This is a genomic window from Streptomyces sp. NPDC008150, assembly GCF_042956945.1.
Lineage (GTDB): Bacteria > Actinomycetota > Actinomycetes > Streptomycetales > Streptomycetaceae > Streptomyces.
This window is the reverse complement of sequence record NZ_JBIBHJ010000008.1, coordinates 231,144-250,807: the sequence shown is the minus strand read 5'-3', so window position 1 is coordinate 250,807 and position 19,664 is coordinate 231,144. Positions and strand designations below refer to the sequence as shown.

The following is a 19,664-nucleotide window of genomic DNA, read 5'->3' as shown; positions in this document are numbered from 1 at the left end:
CCCGCCCCCCTCGGCGTCTCGCAATCCCTTCCGCACTCCGGAATCTCGAAGGAGTCGATTTCCCATGGCCGAGACGACCGTCCGCCGCCGCGTCCGCCACGCCTCCCGCACGAGCGAGTCCGACCGCAAGAACGCCGCAGCCGCCCTCCAGCGCGCCCTCGACCGCCGCGACAACGGCGGCGAGACGGGCCACGGCCGCTGACGCCACCGCCCTCAACAGCCCGCGCCCGCAAGCGGGTTCACCCGCCGACCGGGAGCCGTGCCGGTGAGGTGCGGTGCGGCACGGGCGTCGCTCACCCGCCGCGCCGCACCTCGAAGTGGTCGACCCGCCGGCCCTCCTGCGACAGCGCCGAGACCTCCAGCACCGGCCGGGGGCCCGGCCGCGCCGCGACCGACAGGAACGAGTGGCCGGTGTACCGCACCCGCGACCACTCGGCGTGCTCCGCCGAGCGGTGCCGCTCCTTCGTCCAGTGGTACGAGGGGACCTCGCGGTGCCCTCGGGTGTGCCCCTCGTAGGTGTCGGCGACCCCGATGGGGAAGGCGTACAGGTCCTTGCCGCCGCCGCCCGCCGTCACGTACACGACGCCGTCCCGCGTCGGGTCGGTGCTCGCGCCGACCGGCACCGTCCGGCCCACCGCGCCGCCGCGCAGCGCGTCGGTGCGTTCGTAGACGTGGTTGTGGCCGTTGATCACCAGGTCCACCCGGTGCTTGTCGAACAGCGGCACCCACGCGGCGCGCACCCCGCCGTCCGAGGCGTGGGTCGACGTCGAGTAGGCGCAGTGGTGGAAGAGGACGACCACGAAGTCCACCGCCGCCGACGCCCGCAGCCCGCCCAGCGTCCGGTCCAGCCAGGCCGTCTGCCGCCCCTGGCTGTGCCCGAGGTTGGCGGGGATCTCGTACGAGACGTCGTTGGCGTCCAGCGCCACCACGCCCACGTTGCCGTACGTGAAGGTGTACGCGCCCGGCGTGCCGCGCGGGTCGAAGCCGCTGTCCGGCAGGGACCAGCGGGCCAGCTGGCCGCCGTAGCCGTCCGGGGAGTACCAGGCCTCCATGTCGTGGTTGCCGGTCGTCACCATCCACGGCACCGACCGGGCCACCGGCTCGCTCTGCGCGAGGAACAGGTCCCACACCCGGGGGTCGTAGATGTCCGACTCCTTGCCCAGCCCCTTGGAGTCGGCGTAGCAGATGTCGCCCGCGTGCAGGTGGAACGCGGGGTCGCGGGCGAGCAGCACCCGGTCGTTGGCGAGCGCGGCCTCGCTGACGCCCTGGTCGCCGAACGCGGTGAACACGAACGCCTCCGGGCGCGCGGGCGCCGTGCGGAACGACCGCACCGTGTGCAGGCGGGCGGCCGACGCCGGGTCGAAGCCGTCGTGCCCGACGCCGTAGTAGTACGTCGTCCCCGGTGTCAGCCCGTCCAGGGCCGCGTGCGCGTAGTACTGCTCGACCGCCGCGCGCACGCCCGGCTGCTCCGGGGTGCGCAGGGCGCGCAGCTCGGCGTCGACGCGGGCGCCGAGCCGGTCGGGTGCCGTGCCGATCCGTACGAACGGCCGCCGCACCGCGAGCGGCACCTGCCAGGAGATCCGCATCCGGGTGCGCGGATCGGCGCCGAACGCCAGATGACGGCCGAACGGGACGACCGCCGAGCCCGCGGCGGCCCCGGTCGCGGACGCCGGCCCCGCCGTCGTCCGCCGGACGGCGGGGGTCGCCCCGTCCGCCGAGCAGCCGGCCGCCAGCAGGCCGCCCGCCACGGCGCCCGCCGTCACCAGCGTGCGGCGCCGGGTCAGCCGGGTGCGCAGGTACTCGTACTGCTCGGCCATGCTCATCGAGCGCGCGAGCCGGGACGGGATGCCGACGGCGGGGACGGGAGGTTCCGGGTGTTCCGGGGGTGTTGTCCCGAAGGATGCGGTCATGGCGGGGATACTTCCCGCCGTGCCCCAACGCCCCTGCCGCGTACGGGTGAACGGTGCCGGGCGCCCCGGTGTCGGTGAGACCCGAGCCGTGCCCGAGCCGCGCCCACCCCGTCCGCATGCCGGACACGAGTGTCATTCCATGGGACGAGGAGTACGCTGCCGCCATGTCTCGCAGCATCGATCTCGCAGTGATTCCCGGTGACGGCATCGGCCAGGAAGTCGTGGCCGAAGGCCTCAAGGTCCTCTCCGCCGTCCTCCCGCAGGATGTGAAGCTGGAGACCAAGGAGTACGACTTCGGCGCCCGTCGCTACCACGCCACCGGCGACACCCTCACCGACGCCGACCTCGCCGACCTCCAGCGGCACGACGCGATCCTGCTCGGCGCCATCGGCGACCCGTCGGTCCCGTCCGGCGTGCTGGAGCGCGGCTTCCTGCTGAAGCTCCGCTTCGCGTTCGACCACCACGTCAACCTGCGCCCGTCGAAGCTCCTGCCCGGCGTCGCCAGCCCGCTGGCCGGCCGGCCCGACATCGACTTCGTGGTGATCCGCGAGGGCACGGAGGGCCCGTACACGGGCAACGGCGGCACCATCCGCAAGGGCACCGAGCACGAGGTCGCGACCGAGGTCTCCGTGAACACGGCCTTCGGTGTCGAGCGGGTCGTGCGCGACGCGTTCGAGCGGGCCCAGGCCCGTCCGCGCAAGAAGATCACGCTGGTCCACAAGAACAACGTACTGACCTTCGCCGGCCACCTGTGGACGAACGTCTTCAACAAGGTCGCCGCCGAGTACCCGGACGTGGCCACCGACTACGTGCACGTCGACGCGGCGACGATCTACCTCGTCACCCAGCCCGAGCGCTTCGACGTCATCGTGACGGACAACCTCTTCGGCGACATCATCACCGACCTCGCCGCGGCCGTCTCCGGCGGCATCGGCGTCGCCGCCTCCGGCAACATCAACCCGACCGGCGCGTTCCCGTCGATGTTCGAGCCGGTGCACGGCTCCGCCCCGGACATCGCGGGCCAGGGCAAGGCCGACCCCACCGCCACGGTGCTGTCCGTCGCCCTGCTGCTGCGCCACCTCGGCTACGACGGCGAGGCCGCCCGCATCGAGGACGCCGTCTCCGCCGACCTCGCCGACCGCCAGGACGAGGCGCCCCGCTCGACCACGGAGATCGGCGACGCGCTCGCCGTACGAGTAGCCGGCTGACGGCCGCGTACTCGAAGCACGGGAACCCCCCTCCGGGGCGGGTTCCCCCTCGAAGCCGCCGGGCCGCATCCGCACCCGGCGGCTTTTCCGTTTCGTCGCCGGGTGTCACCATCGAACCCAGGGTCGCGTCCACCCCGTTTTCCACCACCACCGGCGCCGCGCGATAATCGAACGCGGAGCCGCGGTACGGGGGGATGCTCGGACGTCCTAACACTGGCCACCGGCCGTGCGGGCGTGTGCGCGGCCCGTCACTACAACCGGTGAAGGACGAAACCACTCATGACGACGCCCACGATCGAGCTCAAGCCCTCCGCAAGTCCGCTCTCCGCCGCGGAGCGCGACGCGATCCTGGCCAGCCCCGGCTTCGGCCGCCACTTCACCGACCACATGGTGACGATCCGCTGGACCGAGGGCCGCGGCTGGCACGACGGCCAGCTCGTGCCGTACGCGCCGATCCCGCTCGACCCGGCCACCAACGTCCTGCACTACGCGCAGGAGATCTTCGAGGGCCTGAAGGCCTACCGCCGTCCCGACGGCTCGGTCGCCACCTTCCGCCCGGAGATGAACGCGCGCCGCTTCCAGTCCTCCGCCCGCCGCCTCGCCATGCCGGAACTGCCGGTCGAGACGTTCGTCGAGGCGTGCGACCTGCTCGTCGCGCAGGACAAGGCATGGGTGCCGGCGCACGGCGGCGAGGAGTCCCTCTACCTGCGCCCGTTCATGATCGGGACGGAGGTCGGGCTCGGGGTGAAGCCGGCCAACGAGTACCTGTTCATCGTCATCGCCTCCCCGGCCGGCGCCTACTTCGCGGGCGGCGTCAAGCCGGTCTCCATCTGGGTCGCCGAGGACCGCGTCCGCGCGGTGCCCGGCGGCATGGGCGACGCGAAGACCGGCGGCAACTACGCCGCCTCCCTGCTCTCGCAGGCCGAGGCCGCGGCCCAGGGCTGCGACCAGGTCTGCTACCTCGACGCGGTGGAGCACACCTGGGTCGAGGAGCTGGGCGGCATGAACCTGTACTTCGTGTACGGCAACAAGATCATCACGCCCACCCTCACCGGCTCCATCCTGGAGGGCGTCACCCGCGACTCGCTGCTCACCGTCGCCCGCGACCTCGGCTACGAGGCCGAGGAGGGCCGTGTCTCCATCGAGCAGTGGCAGCACGACGCGGACAACGGCTCGCTCACCGAGGTCTTCGCCTGCGGCACGGCGGCCGTGATCACCCCGGTCGGCACGGTCAAGCGCGCGAACGCCGAGTGGCAGCAGTCGGCGGACGGCGAGCCCGGCGAGGTCACCCTGCGGCTGCGCGGCGCGCTGCTGGACATCCAGCGCGGCATCACCGCGGACAAGCACGGCTGGATGCACGAACTGGGCTGACCGGCAGGGCGGTCGCCCCCCGTCACGGGGGCGCCGCTGCACCGTGTCACCGGCCCCGGACCGCACGCGCGGTCCGGGGCCGGCGCGTTGCGGGCGGGGTTCCGGGAGCGGGGCCGCGGCGCGCGGCCCCGCGCGCCCCGGTCGCCTCGCCGCCCCGGCAACTACCGTTCCCCGCCCACCCGTTCCAGCGGTACGCCCGCCCGCCCGTCCGGCGCGGGAGGGCCCGCCGGGCGGCGCGTGAGCACCAGGTACAGCAGGCCGCCCACCAGCCCGGACAGCAGGAAGCTGCAGTCCACGTCGCCGGTGAGCGACAGCAGCGGCCCCTGGTACGAGGGCAGCGAGACGGCCAGCAGCCCGACCGACGCGCCGAGTGCCCAGGCGACGGTGGCCGGGACGTTCCAGCCGGCCCGGAACCAGTAGGCGCCGCCCCGCGCGCGGCGGTTGAAGACCTGGAGCGCGTCCGCGTCGTACACCCCGCGGCAGCGCGCGAAGCCGATCAGCGTGATGACGGCCCACGGGGTGCCGATCGCGGTGAGCAGCAGCACGAAGGACGTCATCGCCGACTGCGCGTTCCAGGCGTAGTGCCCCACGAACACGCAGGCCGTCGCGACCACGGCGACGGCGCACGTGGCGCGGGCGCGCGAGGCGCGCGGCAGGATCGCGTCCAGGTCGAGACCCATCGAGTAGAGCATCAGGCCCGAGTTGCCCACCGAACCGGCCGACGCCGCGATCAGCAGCGGCACCAGGTACCAGGTGGGGGAGGCGTCGACCAGGGGGCCGGCGTAGTCGAGCGCCGCGTGGGCCGCGTACGCGGTGAAGGTGCCGAAGAGCTGCGGGACCAGCAGCCCCGCGACCAGCCCGGCCCAGGTGGCGTGCAGCACCCGGCGGGAGGTGTGCCGCACGGGGGAGATGTAGCGGGTGTAGTCGCCGAGCAGGGTGATGAAGGCGATCGGCCCGGACAGGCCGGCCGCCACCGTCGCCAGCAGCCAGGTCGGCCAGAAGCCGCCGAGCAGGTAGCCGCCCGCCCCGGGCAGCGCGGCCGTCGTGAAGTGCGGCGCGTACGCGACGACGCCGACGGCGAGCAGCGCGGTCATGCCCACGGCGAGGACGCGGGAGATCGAGAGCAGCACCCGGTAGCCGTAGACGGCGCCGACGACCGTCGCGACCGCGAGCACCGCGTACACCACCGCGTAGGCGGTGCCACCGGTCGGCAGTCCGAACAGGCGGTGCAGCACGCCCACCATCACGTCGCCGCCGATCCACACGGTCAGGGCGGTGTAGCCGAGGGCCAGCAGCAGCCCGACCACCGAGCCCACCAGCCGCCCGCGCACCCCGAACTGGGCGCCCGAGGACGTCGACAGGTTCGTTGCGGTGCGCAGCGACACCAGGGCGAGGGGCGCGGTGAACAGCGTGCCGACGACCGTGCCCGCCACGATCGAGGAGACCGAGGCCCACCAGCCGAGGCCGAACGAGGGCGGCAGCCAGCCGAAGACGATCACGCCGAGGCACAGGTTGGACCCGAGCAGGATCGACACCAGGTCGTGCGGTCCGCTGGTGCGTTCCGCGTCGGGGACGGTGTCGACTCCGCGCTGCTCTATGGGCATGGGGCGCTCTCCCTCGATCGTTTAGAACGACGTTCAATGTGACGTGGTCGATGGTCCGACGTCAATGTTTCGCGCCGATGAATCGCGTGGTTAGAGTGTTGTTCTAAAGTCCGTTCCTCGTACTCCCGCCCCCGGAGGTGCCGCGCCGTGCGTCTGACCCCCACGGAACGAGACCGGCTGCTGCTGTTCGGCGCCGCCGAACTGGCCCGCGCCCGCCGCGCCCGCGGCCTGCGGCTCAACGTCCCGGAGGCCACCGCCCTGATCGCCGACACCGTGTGCGAGGCGGCCCGCGACGGCAGGCGCCTCGCGGAGGCGGTCGCGGCGGCCCGCTCGGTGCTCGGCCCGGCCGACGTGCTGCCCGGCGTCGCCGACGTGGTGACCGAGGTGCACGTCGAGGCGGTCTTCGACGACGGTTCGCGTCTCGCGGTGGTGACGGACCCGATCGGCGGCGGGGCACTCGGCGACGGGGCGCCGGGCGCCCTGCTGCCCGGCCCCGGGCACACCGACCCGGCACCGGTGTCGCGGCTGACCGTCACCAACACCGCGGCCGTCCCGGTCTCCGTGACCTCGCACTTCCACTTCTTCGAGGCCAACCCGCGGCTCGCCTTCGACCGGGCTGCCGGTTACGGCATGCGCCTGGCGGTGCCCGCCGGTTCCTCCGTCCGCCTCGGCCCCGGCGAGAGCGCCGAGGTCGGGCTCGTGCCGATCGGCGGCGACCGCGTCGCGATCGGGTTCGCCGGGCTGGTCGACGGCCCCCTCGACGCACCGGGGGCGAAGGAGGAGGCGCTGCGCCGGGCCGCCGCCTGCGGCTACCTCGGTGTACCGGCGGGCGCGCCGGAACCGGAATCCCCTGACCAGGAGGACGAACGATGAGCCGCCCCGGAGGCCACCCCGCCGAGGCCCGCCGCCTCACCCCGTACGAGTACGCCGCGACGCACGGCCCCCGCGCCGGCGACCGGATCCGGCTCGGCGACTCCGGACTGACGGTCCGCGTGGAGTCCGACTCCCAGCGGTACGGCGACGAGTTCCTGGCCGGGTTCGGCAAGACCGCCCGCGACGGACTGCACCTGAAGGCCGCCGCCGTCCGCGAGACCTGCGACGTCGTGATCAGCAACGTCGTCGTGATCGACGCCGTGCAGGGCATCCGCAAGGTGTCCGTCGGCATCCGGGAGGGCCGCATCCACGCGATCGGCCGGGCCGGCAACCCCGACACCCTCGACGGGGTGGACGTCGTCGTCGGCACCGGGACCTCGATCGTCTCCGGCGAGGGGCTCATCGCCACCGCCGGCGCCGTCGACCCGCACGTGCACCTGCTGTCCCCGCGCATCATGGAGGCGTCGCTCGCCTCCGGGGTGACCACGATCATCGGCCAGGAGTTCGGCCCGGTGTGGGGCGTCGGCGTCAACTCGCCCTGGGCGCTGCGGCACGCGTTCAACTCCTTCGACGCGTGGCCCGTCAACATCGGTTTCCTGGCCCGGGGTTCGTCCTCCGACCCGGCCCCGCTCGTCGAGGCCCTCGCGGAGGGCGGCGCCTGCGGCTTCAAGGTGCACGAGGACATGGGCGCCCACGCCCGCGCGCTGGACACCGCGCTGCGGGTCGCCGAGGAGCACGATGTCCAAGTCGCCCTGCACAGCGACGGGTTGAACGAGTGCCTGTCGGTGGAGGACACCCTCCGCGTCCTTGAGGGCCGCACCATCCACGCCTTCCACATCGAGGGCTGCGGCGGCGGCCACGTCCCCAACGTGCTGAGGATGGCGGGCGTCCCGAACGTCATCGGGTCGTCCACCAACCCCACGCTGCCCTTCGGCCGCGACGCGGTCGCCGAGCACTACGGCATGATCGTCTCCGTCCACGACCTGAAGACGGACCTGCCGGGCGACGCCGCCATGGCCCGCGACCGCATCCGCGCCGGGACGATGGGCGCCGAGGACGTGCTGCACGACCTGGGCGCGATCGGCATCACCTCCTCCGACGCCCAGGGCATGGGCCGCGCCGGGGAGACGGTGCGCCGCACCCTCGCGATGGCCGCGAAGATGAAGGCCGAACGGGGCCCGCTGGAGGGTGACGGCCCCGACGACGACAACGCCCGGGTCCTGCGCTACATCGCCAAGCTGACCGTCAACCCGGCCGTGGCGCACGGGATTTCGCACGAGGTCGGCTCCATCGAGACCGGGAAGCTCGCGGACATCGTGCTGTGGCGGCCGGAGTACTTCGGCGCGAAGCCCCAACTCGTCCTGAAGTCCGGCTTTCCCGCGTACGGCGTCACCGGCGACCCCAACGCCGCCACCGACACCTGCGAACCCCTGGTGCTGGGACCGCTGTTCGGCGCGCACGGTGCCACCGCCGCCGATCTCTCCGTCGCGTTCGTCGCGCGCGCCGCCCTGGAAACCGCCGACGACAGGATGCCGACACGCAGGCGCCGCGTGGCCGTTCGCGGCACGCGCGGCATCGGCCCCGCCGACCTGCTGCTCAACTCCCGTACCGGGTCGGTCGACGTGGACGGACGCACCGGTCTGGTCACCCTCGACGGCGACCCCGTCCGCTCGGAGCCCGCGGAGTCGGTCTCCCTCAACCGCCTGTACTTCCTGTGAGGACCACCGCCACGATGACTGCGCAGCCCCAGAGCCCGAGCACCGCCGCGGAGCCGGCCGCCGTGCGCACCCCCGCCGCCGACGGCTTCCGGATGCCCCCCGAGTGGGCGCCCCACGAGCGCACCTGGATGGCCTGGCCGGGCCCGAACCCGACCTTCGACGACCCCCGGGACCTCGCGGCCTCCCGCGCCGCCTGGGCGGCGGTCGCCCGCGCCGTCGCCCGCTTCGAGCCGGTCACCGTGGTCTGCGGTCCGGGCTCCTCCGCCGCGGCGCGGGACCTGCTGGGCCCCGGCGTCGACGTCGTCGAGCGCGCGCTGGACGACGCGTGGATGCGGGACATCGGCCCCACCTTCCTCACCGACGGCAGGGGCCGACTGGCCGCCGTGGACTGGACGTTCAACGGCTGGGGCGCCCAGAGCTGGGCCCGCTGGGAGCACGACGCGAGGATCGGCGCCGAGGTCGCGGGCCTCGCCGGGGCCCGTACGTACGCCTCGCGGCTGGTCAACGAGGGCGGCGCGATCCACGTGGACGGCGAGGGCACCGTCCTGCTCACGGAGACCGTGCAGCTCGGCCCGGAGCGCAACCCCGGCTGGACCCGCGCCGAGGTCGAGGCCGAGGTGCACGCCCACCTCGGCACCCGCAAGGCGGTCTGGCTGCCGCGCGGCCTCACCGGCGACTACCCGCCGCACGGCTTCGGCACCCTGGGCCACGTCGACATCGTCGCCGCGTTCGCCCGCCCCGGTGTCGTGGTCGCCCACCACCAGCCGGACCCGGCCCACCCCGACCACGAGGTCACCCGGGAGATCCACGGCATCCTGCGGTCGAGCACCGACGCCGCGGGCCGCCCGCTGGAGGTCGTGCCGGTCGCCGCGCCCACCGTCCTGGAGGCGGACGGCCACTGGGCCGACTACTCGTACATCAACCACTACCTCTGCAACGGCGGCGTCGTCCTGTGCGGCTTCGACGACCCCCGCGACCAGGAGGCGGCGGCCGTCTTCCGCCGGCTGTTCCCCGGCCGCACGGTCACCCTCGTGGACGCCCGTACGATCTTCGCGGGCGGTGGCGGCATCCACTGCATCACGCAGCAGCAGCCGAGAGTGGACTGAGGGGAGCGGGAATGGTGGCCGGGCCGCGCAGGAACGCGCCGCCGCGCGACGACGTCCTCGCCGCCGCGATGGGCATGATCGCCGAGCGCGGTCTGGAGAAGCTGACCATGGCGGCGCTGGGCCGCGAGGTGGGCATGAGCAGCGGCCACCTCGCGTACTACTTCCGCTCCAAGGACGAACTGCTGCTGCGGACCCTGGAGTGGAGCGAGCAGCGCCTCGGCGCCCGCCGCGGCCGGCTCCTCACCCGCACGGACACCTCGGCGCGCGAACGCCTCGCGGAATACGTCGAGTTGTACGTCCCCGAGGGGCACGGCGACCCGCACTGGACGCTGTGGCTGGAGGTCTGGAACCGCTCCAAGGACGCCGGCGACGACGCCCGCGACCGCCAGGCCGCCATCGAGGGCGCCTGGCACCGCGACCTGGTGGCACTGGTCGCGGAGGGCGTCTCGCGCGGCGAGTTCCGCGCGGTCGACCCCGACCGGTTCGCCGCCCGGCTGAGGGCCCTGCTCGACGGCTTCTCGATCCACGTGGCGATCGGCCTGCGGGGCGCGGACCGGGCACAAGTACTAGAGCACGTAAGGGAGTTCACGGACGAGACGCTGGGCGCGGCCGACGACCTCAGGCCTTGACCACGCGCACGCGGGGACCGCACAGCGTGTTATTCAGCTACGCCCTCGCGCGGCCGCCGGTTCCACCTCCAGCGTGAACCGGCGCTTGGTGGAGGACCGGGCGCCGAGCCGGTCGTAGAAGCGGACGGCGTCGACGTTCCAGTCCGGGGTGTTCCACTGCACGGCGTCCAGCCCGAGCCGCCGGGCCTCCTCGACCACCGCCGCGACCAGCCGGGGCCCCAGACCGTGGCCCCGGGAGCCGTCGCGCAGGAACAGGCAGTCCATGTGCAGGTACTCGGTGCCGTGCCAGGTGGACATCTCCGGCGCGCACGTCGCGTACCCGAGCAGACGGCCGTCGTCCCCGCCCGGGTCTGCGACGAAGCAGCGCAGCCGCGCGCCGTCCGCGAACAGCAGCCGCTCCAGCCGCGCCGCCAGGTCGGCGGGCGGCGGCGACGCCTTCTCGAACGCCGCGTGCTCGGCGGCCAGTTCGGCCACCTGGGCCATGTCCCCGGGGCGCGCGGCCCGCACCCGGGGGACACCCGCGGAGCCCGTCACCGCACGTCGCCTTCCAGCACGTCCGCGCCCCAGTCCGCCAGCCGGTCCGTGAGCGGCCCGGAGCCGACCAGCACGTGCCGCACGAGGGCGTCCCGTTCGTGCGCGAACACCGCCGCCTCCCACACGCAGGGCGCGAGCCCCTGGCGGCCGGGCCGCAGTTCACCGGGCCGGTCGGCGGGACCGGTCAGGATCAGCAGGTCGGACATGTAGCCCTCGATCCAGGTGTGCACGAGGACGTAGTCGCCGTCGCCGCCCGCGTGCACGATCAGCGTCGCGAGGCCCAGCGAACCGCGCAGCCCGCCCGACGCCAGGTGGTCGGCGGCGGCCAGCAGCGCCGCCCGGGTGCCGGACGCGGACAGCCGGCGTCCCGGCGCCTCGATCGCGTACACCTTCACCAGGTGCCCGGCCGCGTGCTCGACGCCGAGCGCGCGCACCGCACGGGTGTGGTGCTCCCCGGCCAGCGAGAGCAGGGCGTCGGCGTCCACGGCCGCGGGCAGCGCGGCAACGGACGGGGCGTGGGGGACGGGTGGGGACGCGGGTGCGGTCGGCTCGGACATGTGCCCATCCTGCCGTCCCGCCGGGGGAGAGGACCACGGGGGCCGGACCCGGTCCCCGGCGGTCGTCCGGGGACGCCGGGGCCCGCCGGGAAGTGGCCCGTATCACGAGCGAATGCGGACCGTATCGTGAGACACCCGGTGCGGCGCCCCGGGCCTGTGCCAGACTTCCCCCGTGCTCTCATTCGCCATGATTATTGGCAGCAGGCGCGCCGGTCCGCAGTGACCGTCCCGTACGACCACGTACGGACGGACACCCTCGCCCTCGACCCGCGCGCAGACCTCTCGCACCCGCGAGGGGTTTTTTCGTTTTCCGGCCCACCAGCAACCGGCGGCGAAGCGCGAGGGATTATTGGAGGACGGTGGAGCCGGTTATTCCGGTAGACCGAGATCCAACACAGGAGTCTTCAGACCATGACGGAAACCAGCGAGCTCGACGACTCGTTCCACGTCTTCGACACCACCTTGCGCGACGGCGCCCAGCGGGAGGGCATCAACCTCACCGTCGCGGACAAGCTGGCCATCGCACGGCACCTGGACGACTTCGGTGTGGGCTTCATCGAGGGCGGCTGGCCCGGCGCCAACCCCCGGGACACCGAGTTCTTCGCCCGGGTGCAGGCGGAGGTCCCCTTCCAGCACGCCCAGCTCGTCGCGTTCGGCGCGACCCGCAGGGCAGGCGGGAGGGCGAGCGAGGACGCGCAGGTCCAGGCGCTGCTGGACTCCGGCGCCCCCGTGATCACCCTGGTCGCCAAGTCGCACGACCGGCACGTCGAACTCGCCCTGCGCACCACCCTCGACGAGAACCTGGAGATGGTCCGCGACACCGTCTCGCACCTCGTCGCCCAGGGCCGCCGGGTCTTCGTCGACTGCGAGCACTTCTTCGACGGCTACCGCGCCAACCCCGCATACGCGAAGGCCGTCGTCCGCGCGGCGTCCGAGGCGGGCGCGGACGTCGTCATCCTGTGCGACACCAACGGCGGGATGCTCCCGGCGCAGGTACAGGCGGTCGTCACGACCGTCCTCGCCGACACCGGAGCCCGGCTCGGCATCCACGCGCAGGACGACACCGGCTGCGCGGTCGCCAACACGCTGGCCGCCGTCGACGCGGGCGCGACCCACGTGCAGTGCACGGCCAACGGCTACGGCGAGCGCGTCGGCAACGCCAACCTGTTCCCCGTGGTCGCCGCCCTGGAGCTGAAGTACGGCAAGAAGGTGCTGCCCGAGGGCAAGCTGCGCGAGATGACCCGCATCTCGCACGCGCTGGCCGAGGTGGTCAACCTGACCCCCTCCACGCACCAGCCCTACGTGGGCGTCTCGGCGTTCGCCCACAAGGCCGGCCTGCACGCCTCCGCGATCAAGGTCGACCCGGACCTGTACCAGCACATCGACCCCGAGCAGGTCGGCAACACCATGCGGATGCTGGTGTCCGACATGGCGGGCCGCGCGTCGATCGAGCTGAAGGGCAAGGAACTCGGCGTCGACCTCGGCGGGGACCGCGAACTGGTCGGCCGCGTCGTCGCCCGCGTCAAGGAGCGCGAACTCCAGGGCTACACCTACGAGGCGGCCGACGCGAGCTTCGAACTCCTGCTGCGCGCCGAGGCGGAGGGCCGCGCCCGCACGTACTTCAAGGTCGAGTCGTGGCGCGCGATCGTCGAGGACCGCCCCGACGGCACGCACGCCAACGAGGCCACGGTGAAGCTCTGGGCGAAGGGCGAGCGCCACGTCAGCACGGCGGAGGGCAACGGCCCGGTCAACGCCCTGGACCGGGCGCTGCGGGTGGCCCTGGAGAAGATCTATCCGCAGCTCGCGCGCCTGGAACTGGTCGACTACAAGGTCCGCACCCTGGAGGGCAGGCACGGCACGTCCTCGACCACCCGCGTCCTGATCGCCACGTCGGACGGCGAGGGCGAGTGGTCAACGGTGGGCGTGGCGGAGAACGTCATCGCGGCGTCCTGGCAGGCACTGGAGGACGCGTACACGTTCGGCCTGCTGCGCGCGGGCGTCGAGCCGGCGGAGTAGAGCAGGAGCAGCGGCGGCGGTCCGGTTCCCCGGTCCCGTGCCCCGGGGGGAGAGCGGCGGCGGGTCAACCGCCGCCGCGGGGGCGGCAGTTCGGACAGGGCAGTGCAGGGCAGGACAGGCCCCGGTCAGGCAGAGGCCCGACGCCGGACGTGCACGACGAGCTCACCCACAAGCGTCAGCACGACCAGCACCAGGCAGCACACAAGACCGAGCAGACCGGACACGATCACATCGACCGCGCTGTAGTCCATGCACGCGAAGAGCGGTGCGCAACCGGCCGGCGGGTCGGGCATGCGCGCGTTCGCGTCGCGGCCGGCGACGACGAAGAACACGCAGACAACTCCCGCGCCGGCCAACAGAATCCACCGGAGCCGCCGGCTCACCCACCAGACCGGGACCCATCCCACGAGGATCACCGCGGGCAGGATGAACACCCAGTCGGGGACTATTCCCACGTCGAATCGCTCCGTGACAGCGTGGTTCGGCCGGTCTGCCGCTGGGTGATGTGGTTGCCCATGTCGATCAAGCTTACCGTCGGGTATTCGACGGTCGGCAGGTCGCCCTGCAACTCCCGTGTTTTCAAACTCAATTCAAGGTCGAGGCGGTCGCCTGCCTTCAGCTTCGTCCTGGTGGTCCAGCGAGTCTCGAACAACGATGCGGTCCACGTGTCTGCTCGTCGTGTGCAGCCGCCGGTTGCCGGCGGTGGCCACCGCGCTGGGCAGCGCGGAGTAGATCCGGGGGTCGTAGTGGCCTGTCCGGCGGATCAGGGGACCCTCTGACTGGATGCTCGTTGGTCCGGTCATGGGGCGGGGGATCGAACGAATCGCGAGTGGTCGTTGCTGGAACCGCATCTGCCACCTCTGGCTCGCCGGGGCGGCCGGTGGCGTGATCTGCCAGTCGCTGCGACCCGTGGCCTGGTGCCCGTGGTGCGTGCGAGGCGGCCCGGTGCAGCCGCACTCCGCTGCCGACTGCCGTGGCGCTCCGTCCGACCGTGGCTCCGACGACCGGAGACCCATCGTCGGAGTCACGGTGTTCTGACCTCCTCCAGGCCGTGACGGTCAAGAGATGCGGCGGGCCAGCCGGGCTGTCTGGGGGTCTTGGTCTTTGAGGTGCCACCACTCCATGACGTTTGCCTGGACGGTCGCGACCAGTGCCTGCTCGGGCAAGGATGCGTCGCGGGTGTCCAGCGGGAGATGCAAGGCCCAGGTCTCGGTCCCCCCTTCGGGTTGAGTGACCCTCAATTCGGCGGTCACCGCGCCCTCCGTACGGTCTGAAGGCTCACGGAGCCTGACATGACGCATATGGATGGTGGCTCCCGCCGGGCCGTCGGGTTGCACGGCTGTCTGCAGTCCGTGCAGGACCGCTTCGTGGTCCCATGCCATGGAGACTTCCCTTCGGGCTGGGATGAACGGTCGTTGTCAGATGCTTTCAAGGACGCCGCAGGGCCCTGCGGCTCGTTCTGCACCGGCAGCACCCGAGACGACCCGGTGGTACGCCGTGATGACGCCTTGGGGAGCGACGCCCTTGCCGTTCAGCGCGCCATGGTTCACGACGACGCGGAAGTGCTCTTTGCACTTGCTCCTGTACGTGATGTAGATGGTGTGGCTCGCGTTGGATTCGCCCCGTGACACGGCCAGGGCGATCTCGCGGTCGAAGGCATCGTTCCAGCGATGCTGCACGTGGCGGAAGCCCCACGTTGAGGTGCCGCATCGCAGGGGGACGCTGGTGGCGCCGCGTTTGTAGACCTTGACGGTGGTGTTCTGCGACTTCCCGTCGCAGATGGCACGGCTGACTGACGACGCGCTGTTCCGGGCCGTGGCGGTCTCGGCGTGCCCGGCCACCGCGGGAGCGATGACGCTTGCCACGAGGGCGACCGAACTGAGGACCGTGCCGCGGCGAAGTGAAGTGATCATGCTTCCTGTCGTAGCGCTGATCGGTGCTCAGGATGACGTGGTCACCGGCATCACCACCCAGAAGGGCCAAAAGGTCGCATCTCCGATCGCCCTTTCGCCGTGTCAGAGACGGGACTCATAGGGACCATGCTCCTGGAGAGGCCAGGTGGTGCACACGAGATCCGGCACACCGCCCGGCAGTACGGAGCCAACTGAGACCGGCCCTGTCACGGCCGGAGCCACAACCGGATCGCGGGAACGGTGATCGTCCCGTGAAAGACAGAGGCCCTCTTGTCGAAGCGCATTGCCACGGCCCGGTTGGCCTTCAACTTGTTGATCAGGTGTTCGACTTCGTTCCTGCGGGCGTACCGCGCCATGCCGAAGCCCGCGGGCCGGCCGCCCGCACGTCCACGCCGCCGCCGGTTGGCACGCTGGTTATCCGGCACCTCCTCGCCTTCGTCGGCATCGCCGCAGCCCTCATCGGCTATCGCCGGCTGGTCAGCGTGCGCGGTTTCTGATCTGGTCCTCCTGCACGTCGAAACAGATCAGCCCCATCGAGTCCGCGACGGCTGCCGCGTAGGACGATGCTTCCTCGGCTCGGCTCCAGGCCATCCCGAAGTAGATGACGGGACCGGAGGCATCGGCGATCAACGGCCCGACCGACCAAGGCGATCTCTCCTCCCCATCGGGCCACCGTTCGAGCAGCGCGTCGACATAGGCGGTGATGCGTTCCGATGGAGCTACCTCGATCTCACCTTCGAGGTAGCGCTCGTACAGATCCTCGAAGGTCCGGCGGGCGCTCCTGTCGTCCGCTGGTCGGTCACCTTCCCAGACAGCCAGGTCGTAACTCATGCCAGGAGGCTCCCACCCTGCACTGACAACCAAAGGAAACGACGTTCAAGCCACCCCGCCCCACTTCGACGGGAACGACCAGCGCCCGAGACTGTCACGCGACCCGTCGGACACGCCCTTGCCAAGAGAAGTGACGAAACGAGGCCACTGGTGACATCCGGCCAACGGCGGCAGGGAAACTTGGCAGGAAGACGCGGGCGGCAGCCCTGCTCAGGACGAGGAACCGAGGGCCATGGCCAGCCACTGCTGCGAGACGATGACCAGCCACGCGAACATGCGCTGCGACCTGCACGACGATCCCCACGCCTGTCCGGACGCGCTGATCGTCTTCGACGCCGGCTCCGGGGAGTACGGGCTGATCATCCACGACGGCGGCACGTCGAGCATCACCGTCGACTTCTGCCCCTGGTGCGGGCAGAGCCTGGGGTCCTCAACAGTCAGTCCGCACGGGTGAGTTCGAGGAACGCGGACCAGGCGGTGGGGGTGACGCGGAGGACGGGGGCGGTCCGGGGGGTGACTTTGGAGTCGCGGACGTGGACGGCGGAGGGTGCGGTGGACACCTCGACGCATTCGCCGCCCTCGTTGCTGCTGTAGCTGGACTTGAACCACTGAAGGGTGGTGCTCATCGGTCTCCTAGCAGTCCGCGCAAGAGGCGCACGCTCTCATCCGGCGAGAGAGCCTGTGACCGCAGCATTCCATACTTCAGGTAGTAGTCACTGACCTCGACGGGGTCCTCCACGAGGAAGCTGGCGCGCTGCACCTCCAGGTAGACAAGGTGCTGGCGCTCGGCGGTTTCCAGCAGTGTCATGGGTCCTGCCAGGCCGGCGTGTGGCATGCGGTCCATCGGCATGATCTGGATGCTCATGTGGACCGGGGCAACGTACTCCAGGATTTGGCGGATTTGGTCCCGCATCACCTGGTCGTCGCCCACCCGGCGACGCAGAATGCTCTCCTCCATGATGAAGTGCCCCACGGGCGGCTGTTCGCGCTGCCAGATCAACTGCCTTTCCATGCGGGCGTTCACCCATTGCTCAGCGGTCTCGCTGCCGAGCGCTGGGTAGCGGGCGTCGAAGGTCGCCAAGCAATACTCGCGGGTTTGCAGAAGCCCGTGTACCAACTGCGTCTGGTAGGTCAGCAGGCTGACCGCCTCCTGCTCATGGTCCACCAGCGACTGCGCGAACTGCACGACCTTCTCCCGTACCGGCATCTCCGCCACCAGCACCGCCAACGCCCCGCCCGTGTCGAGCAGTTGGTCGAACTGTTCCGCCCTGTCCGGCTGGAGAGCCAGCCGGCCCTGCTCGATCGACGCCACCGTGTCCACGCTGATGCTGGCCAGTTCCGCCAGCCGCTCCTGCGTGAGCCCGGCCCGTTTGCGGTAGTGGGCGACGAGCGAACCCACCGCTCGCCACGAGCTGACCCTCTTCGGCGATCCCGAACCCGAATTCCCCGTGCGCATGCACCGTCCCTTCCCCCGCGCGCGTGCCGACCGCTCGTAGTGGACTCGTAGGGAATCTCTCTACGACCTCACTCCCTGCCCGAGCGTAGTCACAGCTTGTGACAGTCGTCTCATGAATGTCCCAACGGGCCAGGCCCCCGCCGCTCTCACCCGCACCGTCGACTGTCCGCGCGACCGCAGATCCGTACGCCTGGCGCGGGAGTTCGCCCGAGCCGTGCTGGGGGAGTGGGGCGTGCCCCAGCCGTACGACGAACTGTTGCTGTGCGTAAGCGAGTTGGCGACCAACGCGGTACTGCACGGGGTGCCGGCCGGGCGGCGGTTCCGGCTGGGGCTCGCCCTGCGCGGCGACGGAGTGCTCCGCGTCGAGGTCGCCGACAGCGGGGGCGGCGAGCCCCGGCTGCGGGTGGCGCCGGAGGCGGAGGGCGGGCGCGGGCTGCTGCTCGTCGCCGCCCTCGCGGACACGTGGGGCGTCGAGCCGCGGCACCCCGGCAAAACGGTGTGGTGCGAGTTCCGCGCCGCGGAGCCCGCACGCACCGCACGGGCCGCGGAGATCACGGTCACGTAGATACCGACTTGTCCGAACCGCGAGTGGCAACGGATCATTGCCGGTTGTGAACGACGACGTACCCGCACCGCCGCCGCCCTCCCGCCTGCGCGCCCTGCTCCCCGACCTCGCCCCCTGGCACGCCTCCCAGGACTTCCGGCGGCTGTGGCTGTCCGGGCTCATATCCGGCTTCGGCAGCTTCCTGACCTTCGTGGCCGTGCCCGTCCAGCTGAAGAACCTGACCGACTCGGCGGCAGCCGTCGGCGCGGTCGGGGCCGTCGAGCTGGTGCCGCTCATCGTGTTCGGGCTGTACGGCGGCGCCCTCGCCGACGCCGTCGACAAACGGAAACTGATCGTCTGGACCGAGGCCGGCCTCGGGCTGATGGCGGGACTGCTGCTGCTCAACGCGGTGCTGCCCGACCCCGCCGTGTGGCCGCTCTACGTGATCGCCGCGGTGACGTCCGTCCTGGTGTCGGTGCAGCGCCCCGCGCTGGACTCCCTGTGGCCGCGGATCGTCGCGCACGACCACATGCCCGCCGCGGCCTCCCTGAACTCCCTGCGCTGGACCGTCGGCGGGGTCGCCGGACCCGCCCTGGCCGGTGTCGTCGTGGCGTACGCCGGGCTCGGCTGGGCCTACGCGGCGGACGCGCTGACGTTCGCGGTGTCCCTGGTGCTGATCGTGCGGATCGCGGCCGCCCCGGCGGCGAAGGAGGCGGTGAAGCCGTCGCTGCGGGCCATCGCCGAGGGTGCCCAGTACGCCTGGCGGCGCAAGGAGCTGCTGGGTACGTACGCGGTCGACCTCGCCGCGATGTTCCTGGCGATGCCGCTCGCGGTGCTGCCGTTCCTCGCCGACGAACTGCACGCCGAGTGGTCGCTCGGCCTGATGTACGCGGCGGCCCCGGCCGGTGCCCTGGTCGTCGGGCTGACCGGCGGCTGGACGTCCCGCGTCCACCGGCACGGGCGGGCCGTCGTGCTCGCCGCGTCGGTGTGGGGCGGGGCGATCGCCGTCGCCGGACTGTGCGGGAACGTGTGGCTCGTGCTGCTGTGCCTGGCCGTCGCGGGCGGCGGGGACATGGTGAGCGGCATCTTCCGGTCCGCGATGTGGAACCAGACCATCCCCGACGAACTGCGCGGCAGGCTCGCCGGGATCGAACTGCTGTCGTACTCCGTGGGGCCCCAGCTCGGCCAGGTGCGCTCCGGTTCGATCGCCGCGTGGCGGGGGGTGCGGACGTCGGTGTGGTCCGGCGGCCTGCTGTGCGTCGGCGCGATGGGGCTGCTGGTGCTGTGCCTGCCGGGGCTGATGGCGTACGACGAGCGCACCAACCCGCACGCGGTGCGGATGCGGGAGAAGAAGCGCGCGGCGGCCGAGGAGGCGGCGATCGCCGCCTGACCCC

The 19,664-nt window shown here is 72.0% G+C and carries 22 protein-coding genes and 1 pseudogene; 11 read left to right on the top strand and 12 right to left on the bottom strand.

All coding sequences use genetic code 11. The annotated features are described in order from the left end of the window. Positions 1-64 precede the first annotated feature (64 nt). Positions 65-202 carry a hypothetical protein gene (locus tag ACFZA0_RS21525; protein WP_391019252.1) on the top strand — a complete coding sequence of 46 codons (138 nt, stop codon included), beginning with the start codon at positions 65-67 and terminating at the stop codon, positions 200-202. Between the two features lie 91 nt (positions 203-293). Here ACFZA0_RS21525 and ACFZA0_RS21520 read toward each other — a convergent pair whose 3' ends face one another. After that, complete coding sequence (locus ACFZA0_RS21520; RefSeq protein WP_391019249.1) at positions 294-1,910, bottom strand: fibronectin type III domain-containing protein; 1,617 nt, start codon at positions 1,908-1,910, stop codon at positions 294-296. A gap of 164 nt (positions 1,911-2,074) precedes the next feature. Between ACFZA0_RS21520 and ACFZA0_RS21515 the strand changes: the two genes are divergently transcribed. Both ACFZA0_RS21515 and ACFZA0_RS21510 read left to right on the top strand, forming a co-directional pair. Continuing rightward, a complete protein-coding gene (locus tag ACFZA0_RS21515; RefSeq protein ID WP_391019246.1) occupies positions 2,075-3,118 on the top strand; it encodes a 3-isopropylmalate dehydrogenase in 1,044 nt (347 codons plus the stop codon). A gap of 279 nt (positions 3,119-3,397) precedes the next feature. Further along, on the top strand, positions 3,398-4,489 hold the full coding sequence (locus ACFZA0_RS21510; RefSeq protein WP_391019244.1) for a branched-chain amino acid aminotransferase: 1,092 nt from the start codon (positions 3,398-3,400) through the stop codon (positions 4,487-4,489). Positions 4,490-4,650: 161 nt separating this feature from the next. Here the strand turns inward: ACFZA0_RS21510 and ACFZA0_RS21505 are convergent, their stop codons facing one another. Next, positions 4,651-6,093: a cytosine permease gene (locus ACFZA0_RS21505; RefSeq protein WP_391019241.1), complete on the bottom strand. Its 1,443-nt coding sequence runs from the start codon at positions 6,091-6,093 to the stop codon at positions 4,651-4,653. A 147-nt stretch (positions 6,094-6,240) separates the two neighbouring features. On the opposite strand from ACFZA0_RS21505, the gene ureA reads away from it, so the two are divergent. The 4 genes from ureA to ACFZA0_RS21485 all read left to right on the top strand — a co-directional run bounded on the left by ureA (position 6,241) and on the right by ACFZA0_RS21485 (position 10,419). Beyond that, entirely contained in the window at positions 6,241-6,966 is a 726-nt protein-coding gene (gene ureA, locus ACFZA0_RS21500) for an urease subunit gamma (RefSeq protein WP_391019238.1), read from the top strand. Continuing rightward, positions 6,963-8,684, top strand: a complete 1,722-nt coding sequence (locus tag ACFZA0_RS21495; RefSeq protein ID WP_391019235.1) for an urease subunit alpha — start codon at positions 6,963-6,965, stop codon at positions 8,682-8,684. Before ureA ends, ACFZA0_RS21495 begins: the two co-directional genes overlap by 4 nt. Positions 8,685-8,746: 62 nt before the next feature. Continuing rightward, the gene (locus ACFZA0_RS21490; protein ID WP_391019484.1) at positions 8,747-9,790 is read left to right on the top strand and encodes an agmatine deiminase family protein; all 1,044 of its coding nucleotides are present in this window, start codon (positions 8,747-8,749) and stop codon (positions 9,788-9,790) included. An 11-nt stretch (positions 9,791-9,801) separates the two neighbouring features. Beyond that, positions 9,802-10,419 carry a TetR family transcriptional regulator C-terminal domain-containing protein gene (locus ACFZA0_RS21485; RefSeq protein WP_391019232.1) on the top strand — a complete coding sequence of 206 codons (618 nt, stop codon included), beginning with the start codon at positions 9,802-9,804 and terminating at the stop codon, positions 10,417-10,419. A gap of 33 nt (positions 10,420-10,452) precedes the next feature. Here ACFZA0_RS21485 and ACFZA0_RS21480 read toward each other — a convergent pair whose 3' ends face one another. Both ACFZA0_RS21480 and ACFZA0_RS21475 read right to left on the bottom strand, forming a co-directional pair. Beyond that, positions 10,453-10,953, bottom strand: coding sequence for a GNAT family N-acetyltransferase (locus ACFZA0_RS21480; RefSeq protein ID WP_391019229.1), 501 nt, complete (start codon positions 10,951-10,953; stop codon positions 10,453-10,455). Beyond that, on the bottom strand, positions 10,950-11,510 hold the full coding sequence (locus tag ACFZA0_RS21475) for a hypothetical protein (RefSeq protein ID WP_391019226.1): 561 nt from the start codon (positions 11,508-11,510) through the stop codon (positions 10,950-10,952). Before ACFZA0_RS21475 ends, ACFZA0_RS21480 begins: the two co-directional genes overlap by 4 nt. A 411-nt stretch (positions 11,511-11,921) precedes the next feature. Between ACFZA0_RS21475 and cimA the strand changes: the two genes are divergently transcribed. Then, a complete protein-coding gene (gene cimA / locus ACFZA0_RS21470) occupies positions 11,922-13,526 on the top strand; it encodes a citramalate synthase (protein ID WP_391019223.1) in 1,605 nt (534 codons plus the stop codon). Positions 13,527-13,651: 125 nt separating this feature from the next. Here cimA and ACFZA0_RS21465 read toward each other — a convergent pair whose 3' ends face one another. The 6 genes and pseudogenes from ACFZA0_RS21465 to ACFZA0_RS21440 form a co-directional block, all read right to left on the bottom strand. Further along, positions 13,652-13,960, bottom strand: a complete 309-nt coding sequence (locus ACFZA0_RS21465) for a hypothetical protein (protein WP_391019221.1) — start codon at positions 13,958-13,960, stop codon at positions 13,652-13,654. Between the two features lie 11 nt (positions 13,961-13,971). After that, positions 13,972-14,178 carry a hypothetical protein gene (locus ACFZA0_RS21460; RefSeq protein ID WP_391019219.1) on the bottom strand — a complete coding sequence of 69 codons (207 nt, stop codon included), beginning with the start codon at positions 14,176-14,178 and terminating at the stop codon, positions 13,972-13,974. Positions 14,179-14,584: 406 nt separating this feature from the next. After that, on the bottom strand, positions 14,585-14,908 hold the full coding sequence (locus ACFZA0_RS21455) for a hypothetical protein (protein WP_391019216.1): 324 nt from the start codon (positions 14,906-14,908) through the stop codon (positions 14,585-14,587). A gap of 36 nt (positions 14,909-14,944) precedes the next feature. Then, positions 14,945-15,439, bottom strand: coding sequence for a hypothetical protein (locus ACFZA0_RS21450; RefSeq protein ID WP_391019213.1), 495 nt, complete (start codon positions 15,437-15,439; stop codon positions 14,945-14,947). Positions 15,440-15,645: 206 nt separating this feature from the next. Further along, positions 15,646-15,861, bottom strand: a pseudogene (locus ACFZA0_RS21445) (IS5/IS1182 family transposase); the annotation flags it as partial. Positions 15,862-15,916: 55 nt separating this feature from the next. Beyond that, positions 15,917-16,270 carry a hypothetical protein gene (locus ACFZA0_RS21440; protein WP_391019210.1) on the bottom strand — a complete coding sequence of 118 codons (354 nt, stop codon included), beginning with the start codon at positions 16,268-16,270 and terminating at the stop codon, positions 15,917-15,919. 232 nt (positions 16,271-16,502) lie between these two features. On the opposite strand from ACFZA0_RS21440, the gene ACFZA0_RS21435 reads away from it, so the two are divergent. Continuing rightward, entirely contained in the window at positions 16,503-16,724 is a 222-nt protein-coding gene (locus ACFZA0_RS21435) for a DUF6980 family protein (protein WP_391019207.1), read from the top strand. Here the strand turns inward: ACFZA0_RS21435 and ACFZA0_RS21430 are convergent. Together ACFZA0_RS21430 and ACFZA0_RS21425 are read right to left on the bottom strand one after the other, a co-directional pair. Further along, positions 16,708-16,896: a DUF397 domain-containing protein gene (locus ACFZA0_RS21430; protein WP_391019206.1), complete on the bottom strand. Its 189-nt coding sequence runs from the start codon at positions 16,894-16,896 to the stop codon at positions 16,708-16,710. The two genes, ACFZA0_RS21435 and ACFZA0_RS21430, sit on opposite strands and share 17 nt — an antisense overlap. Continuing rightward, complete coding sequence (locus tag ACFZA0_RS21425; protein WP_391019204.1) at positions 16,893-17,726, bottom strand: Scr1 family TA system antitoxin-like transcriptional regulator; 834 nt, start codon at positions 17,724-17,726, stop codon at positions 16,893-16,895. Before ACFZA0_RS21425 ends, ACFZA0_RS21430 begins: the two co-directional genes overlap by 4 nt. A 112-nt stretch (positions 17,727-17,838) precedes the next feature. Between ACFZA0_RS21425 and ACFZA0_RS21420 the strand changes: the two genes are divergently transcribed. After that, on the top strand, positions 17,839-18,291 hold the full coding sequence (locus ACFZA0_RS21420; protein ID WP_391019201.1) for an ATP-binding protein: 453 nt from the start codon (positions 17,839-17,841) through the stop codon (positions 18,289-18,291). A 46-nt stretch (positions 18,292-18,337) separates the two neighbouring features. Continuing rightward, complete coding sequence (locus ACFZA0_RS21415) at positions 18,338-19,660, top strand: MFS transporter (protein WP_391019198.1); 1,323 nt, start codon at positions 18,338-18,340, stop codon at positions 19,658-19,660. Positions 19,661-19,664 lie beyond the last annotated feature (4 nt).

What these genes read in the sequence shown, in the direction of transcription:
- ACFZA0_RS21505 (WP_391019241.1), bottom strand. Translation starts at nt 6,093, where the DNA reads ATGCCCATAGAGCAGCGCGGAGTCGACACCGTCCCCGACGCGGAACGC.
- ACFZA0_RS21525 (WP_391019252.1), top strand. Translation starts at nt 65, where the DNA reads ATGGCCGAGACGACCGTCCGCCGCCGCGTCCGCCACGCCTCCCGCACG.
- cimA (WP_391019223.1), top strand. Translation starts at nt 11,922, where the DNA reads ATGACGGAAACCAGCGAGCTCGACGACTCGTTCCACGTCTTCGACACC.
- ACFZA0_RS21520 (WP_391019249.1), bottom strand. Translation starts at nt 1,910, where the DNA reads ATGACCGCATCCTTCGGGACAACACCCCCGGAACACCCGGAACCTCCC.
- ACFZA0_RS21495 (WP_391019235.1), top strand. Translation starts at nt 6,963, where the DNA reads ATGAGCCGCCCCGGAGGCCACCCCGCCGAGGCCCGCCGCCTCACCCCG.
- ACFZA0_RS21425 (WP_391019204.1), bottom strand. Translation starts at nt 17,726, where the DNA reads ATGCGCACGGGGAATTCGGGTTCGGGATCGCCGAAGAGGGTCAGCTCG.
- ACFZA0_RS21450 (WP_391019213.1), bottom strand. Translation starts at nt 15,439, where the DNA reads ATGATCACTTCACTTCGCCGCGGCACGGTCCTCAGTTCGGTCGCCCTC.
- ACFZA0_RS21485 (WP_391019232.1), top strand. Translation starts at nt 9,802, where the DNA reads ATGGTGGCCGGGCCGCGCAGGAACGCGCCGCCGCGCGACGACGTCCTC.
- ACFZA0_RS21475 (WP_391019226.1), bottom strand. Translation starts at nt 11,510, where the DNA reads ATGTCCGAGCCGACCGCACCCGCGTCCCCACCCGTCCCCCACGCCCCG.
- ACFZA0_RS21440 (WP_391019210.1), bottom strand. Translation starts at nt 16,270, where the DNA reads ATGAGTTACGACCTGGCTGTCTGGGAAGGTGACCGACCAGCGGACGAC.
- ACFZA0_RS21510 (WP_391019244.1), top strand. Translation starts at nt 3,398, where the DNA reads ATGACGACGCCCACGATCGAGCTCAAGCCCTCCGCAAGTCCGCTCTCC.
- ACFZA0_RS21430 (WP_391019206.1), bottom strand. Translation starts at nt 16,896, where the DNA reads ATGAGCACCACCCTTCAGTGGTTCAAGTCCAGCTACAGCAGCAACGAG.
- ACFZA0_RS21455 (WP_391019216.1), bottom strand. Translation starts at nt 14,908, where the DNA reads ATGGCATGGGACCACGAAGCGGTCCTGCACGGACTGCAGACAGCCGTG.
- ACFZA0_RS21435 (WP_391019207.1), top strand. Translation starts at nt 16,503, where the DNA reads ATGGCCAGCCACTGCTGCGAGACGATGACCAGCCACGCGAACATGCGC.
- ACFZA0_RS21515 (WP_391019246.1), top strand. Translation starts at nt 2,075, where the DNA reads ATGTCTCGCAGCATCGATCTCGCAGTGATTCCCGGTGACGGCATCGGC.
- ACFZA0_RS21420 (WP_391019201.1), top strand. Translation starts at nt 17,839, where the DNA reads ATGAATGTCCCAACGGGCCAGGCCCCCGCCGCTCTCACCCGCACCGTC.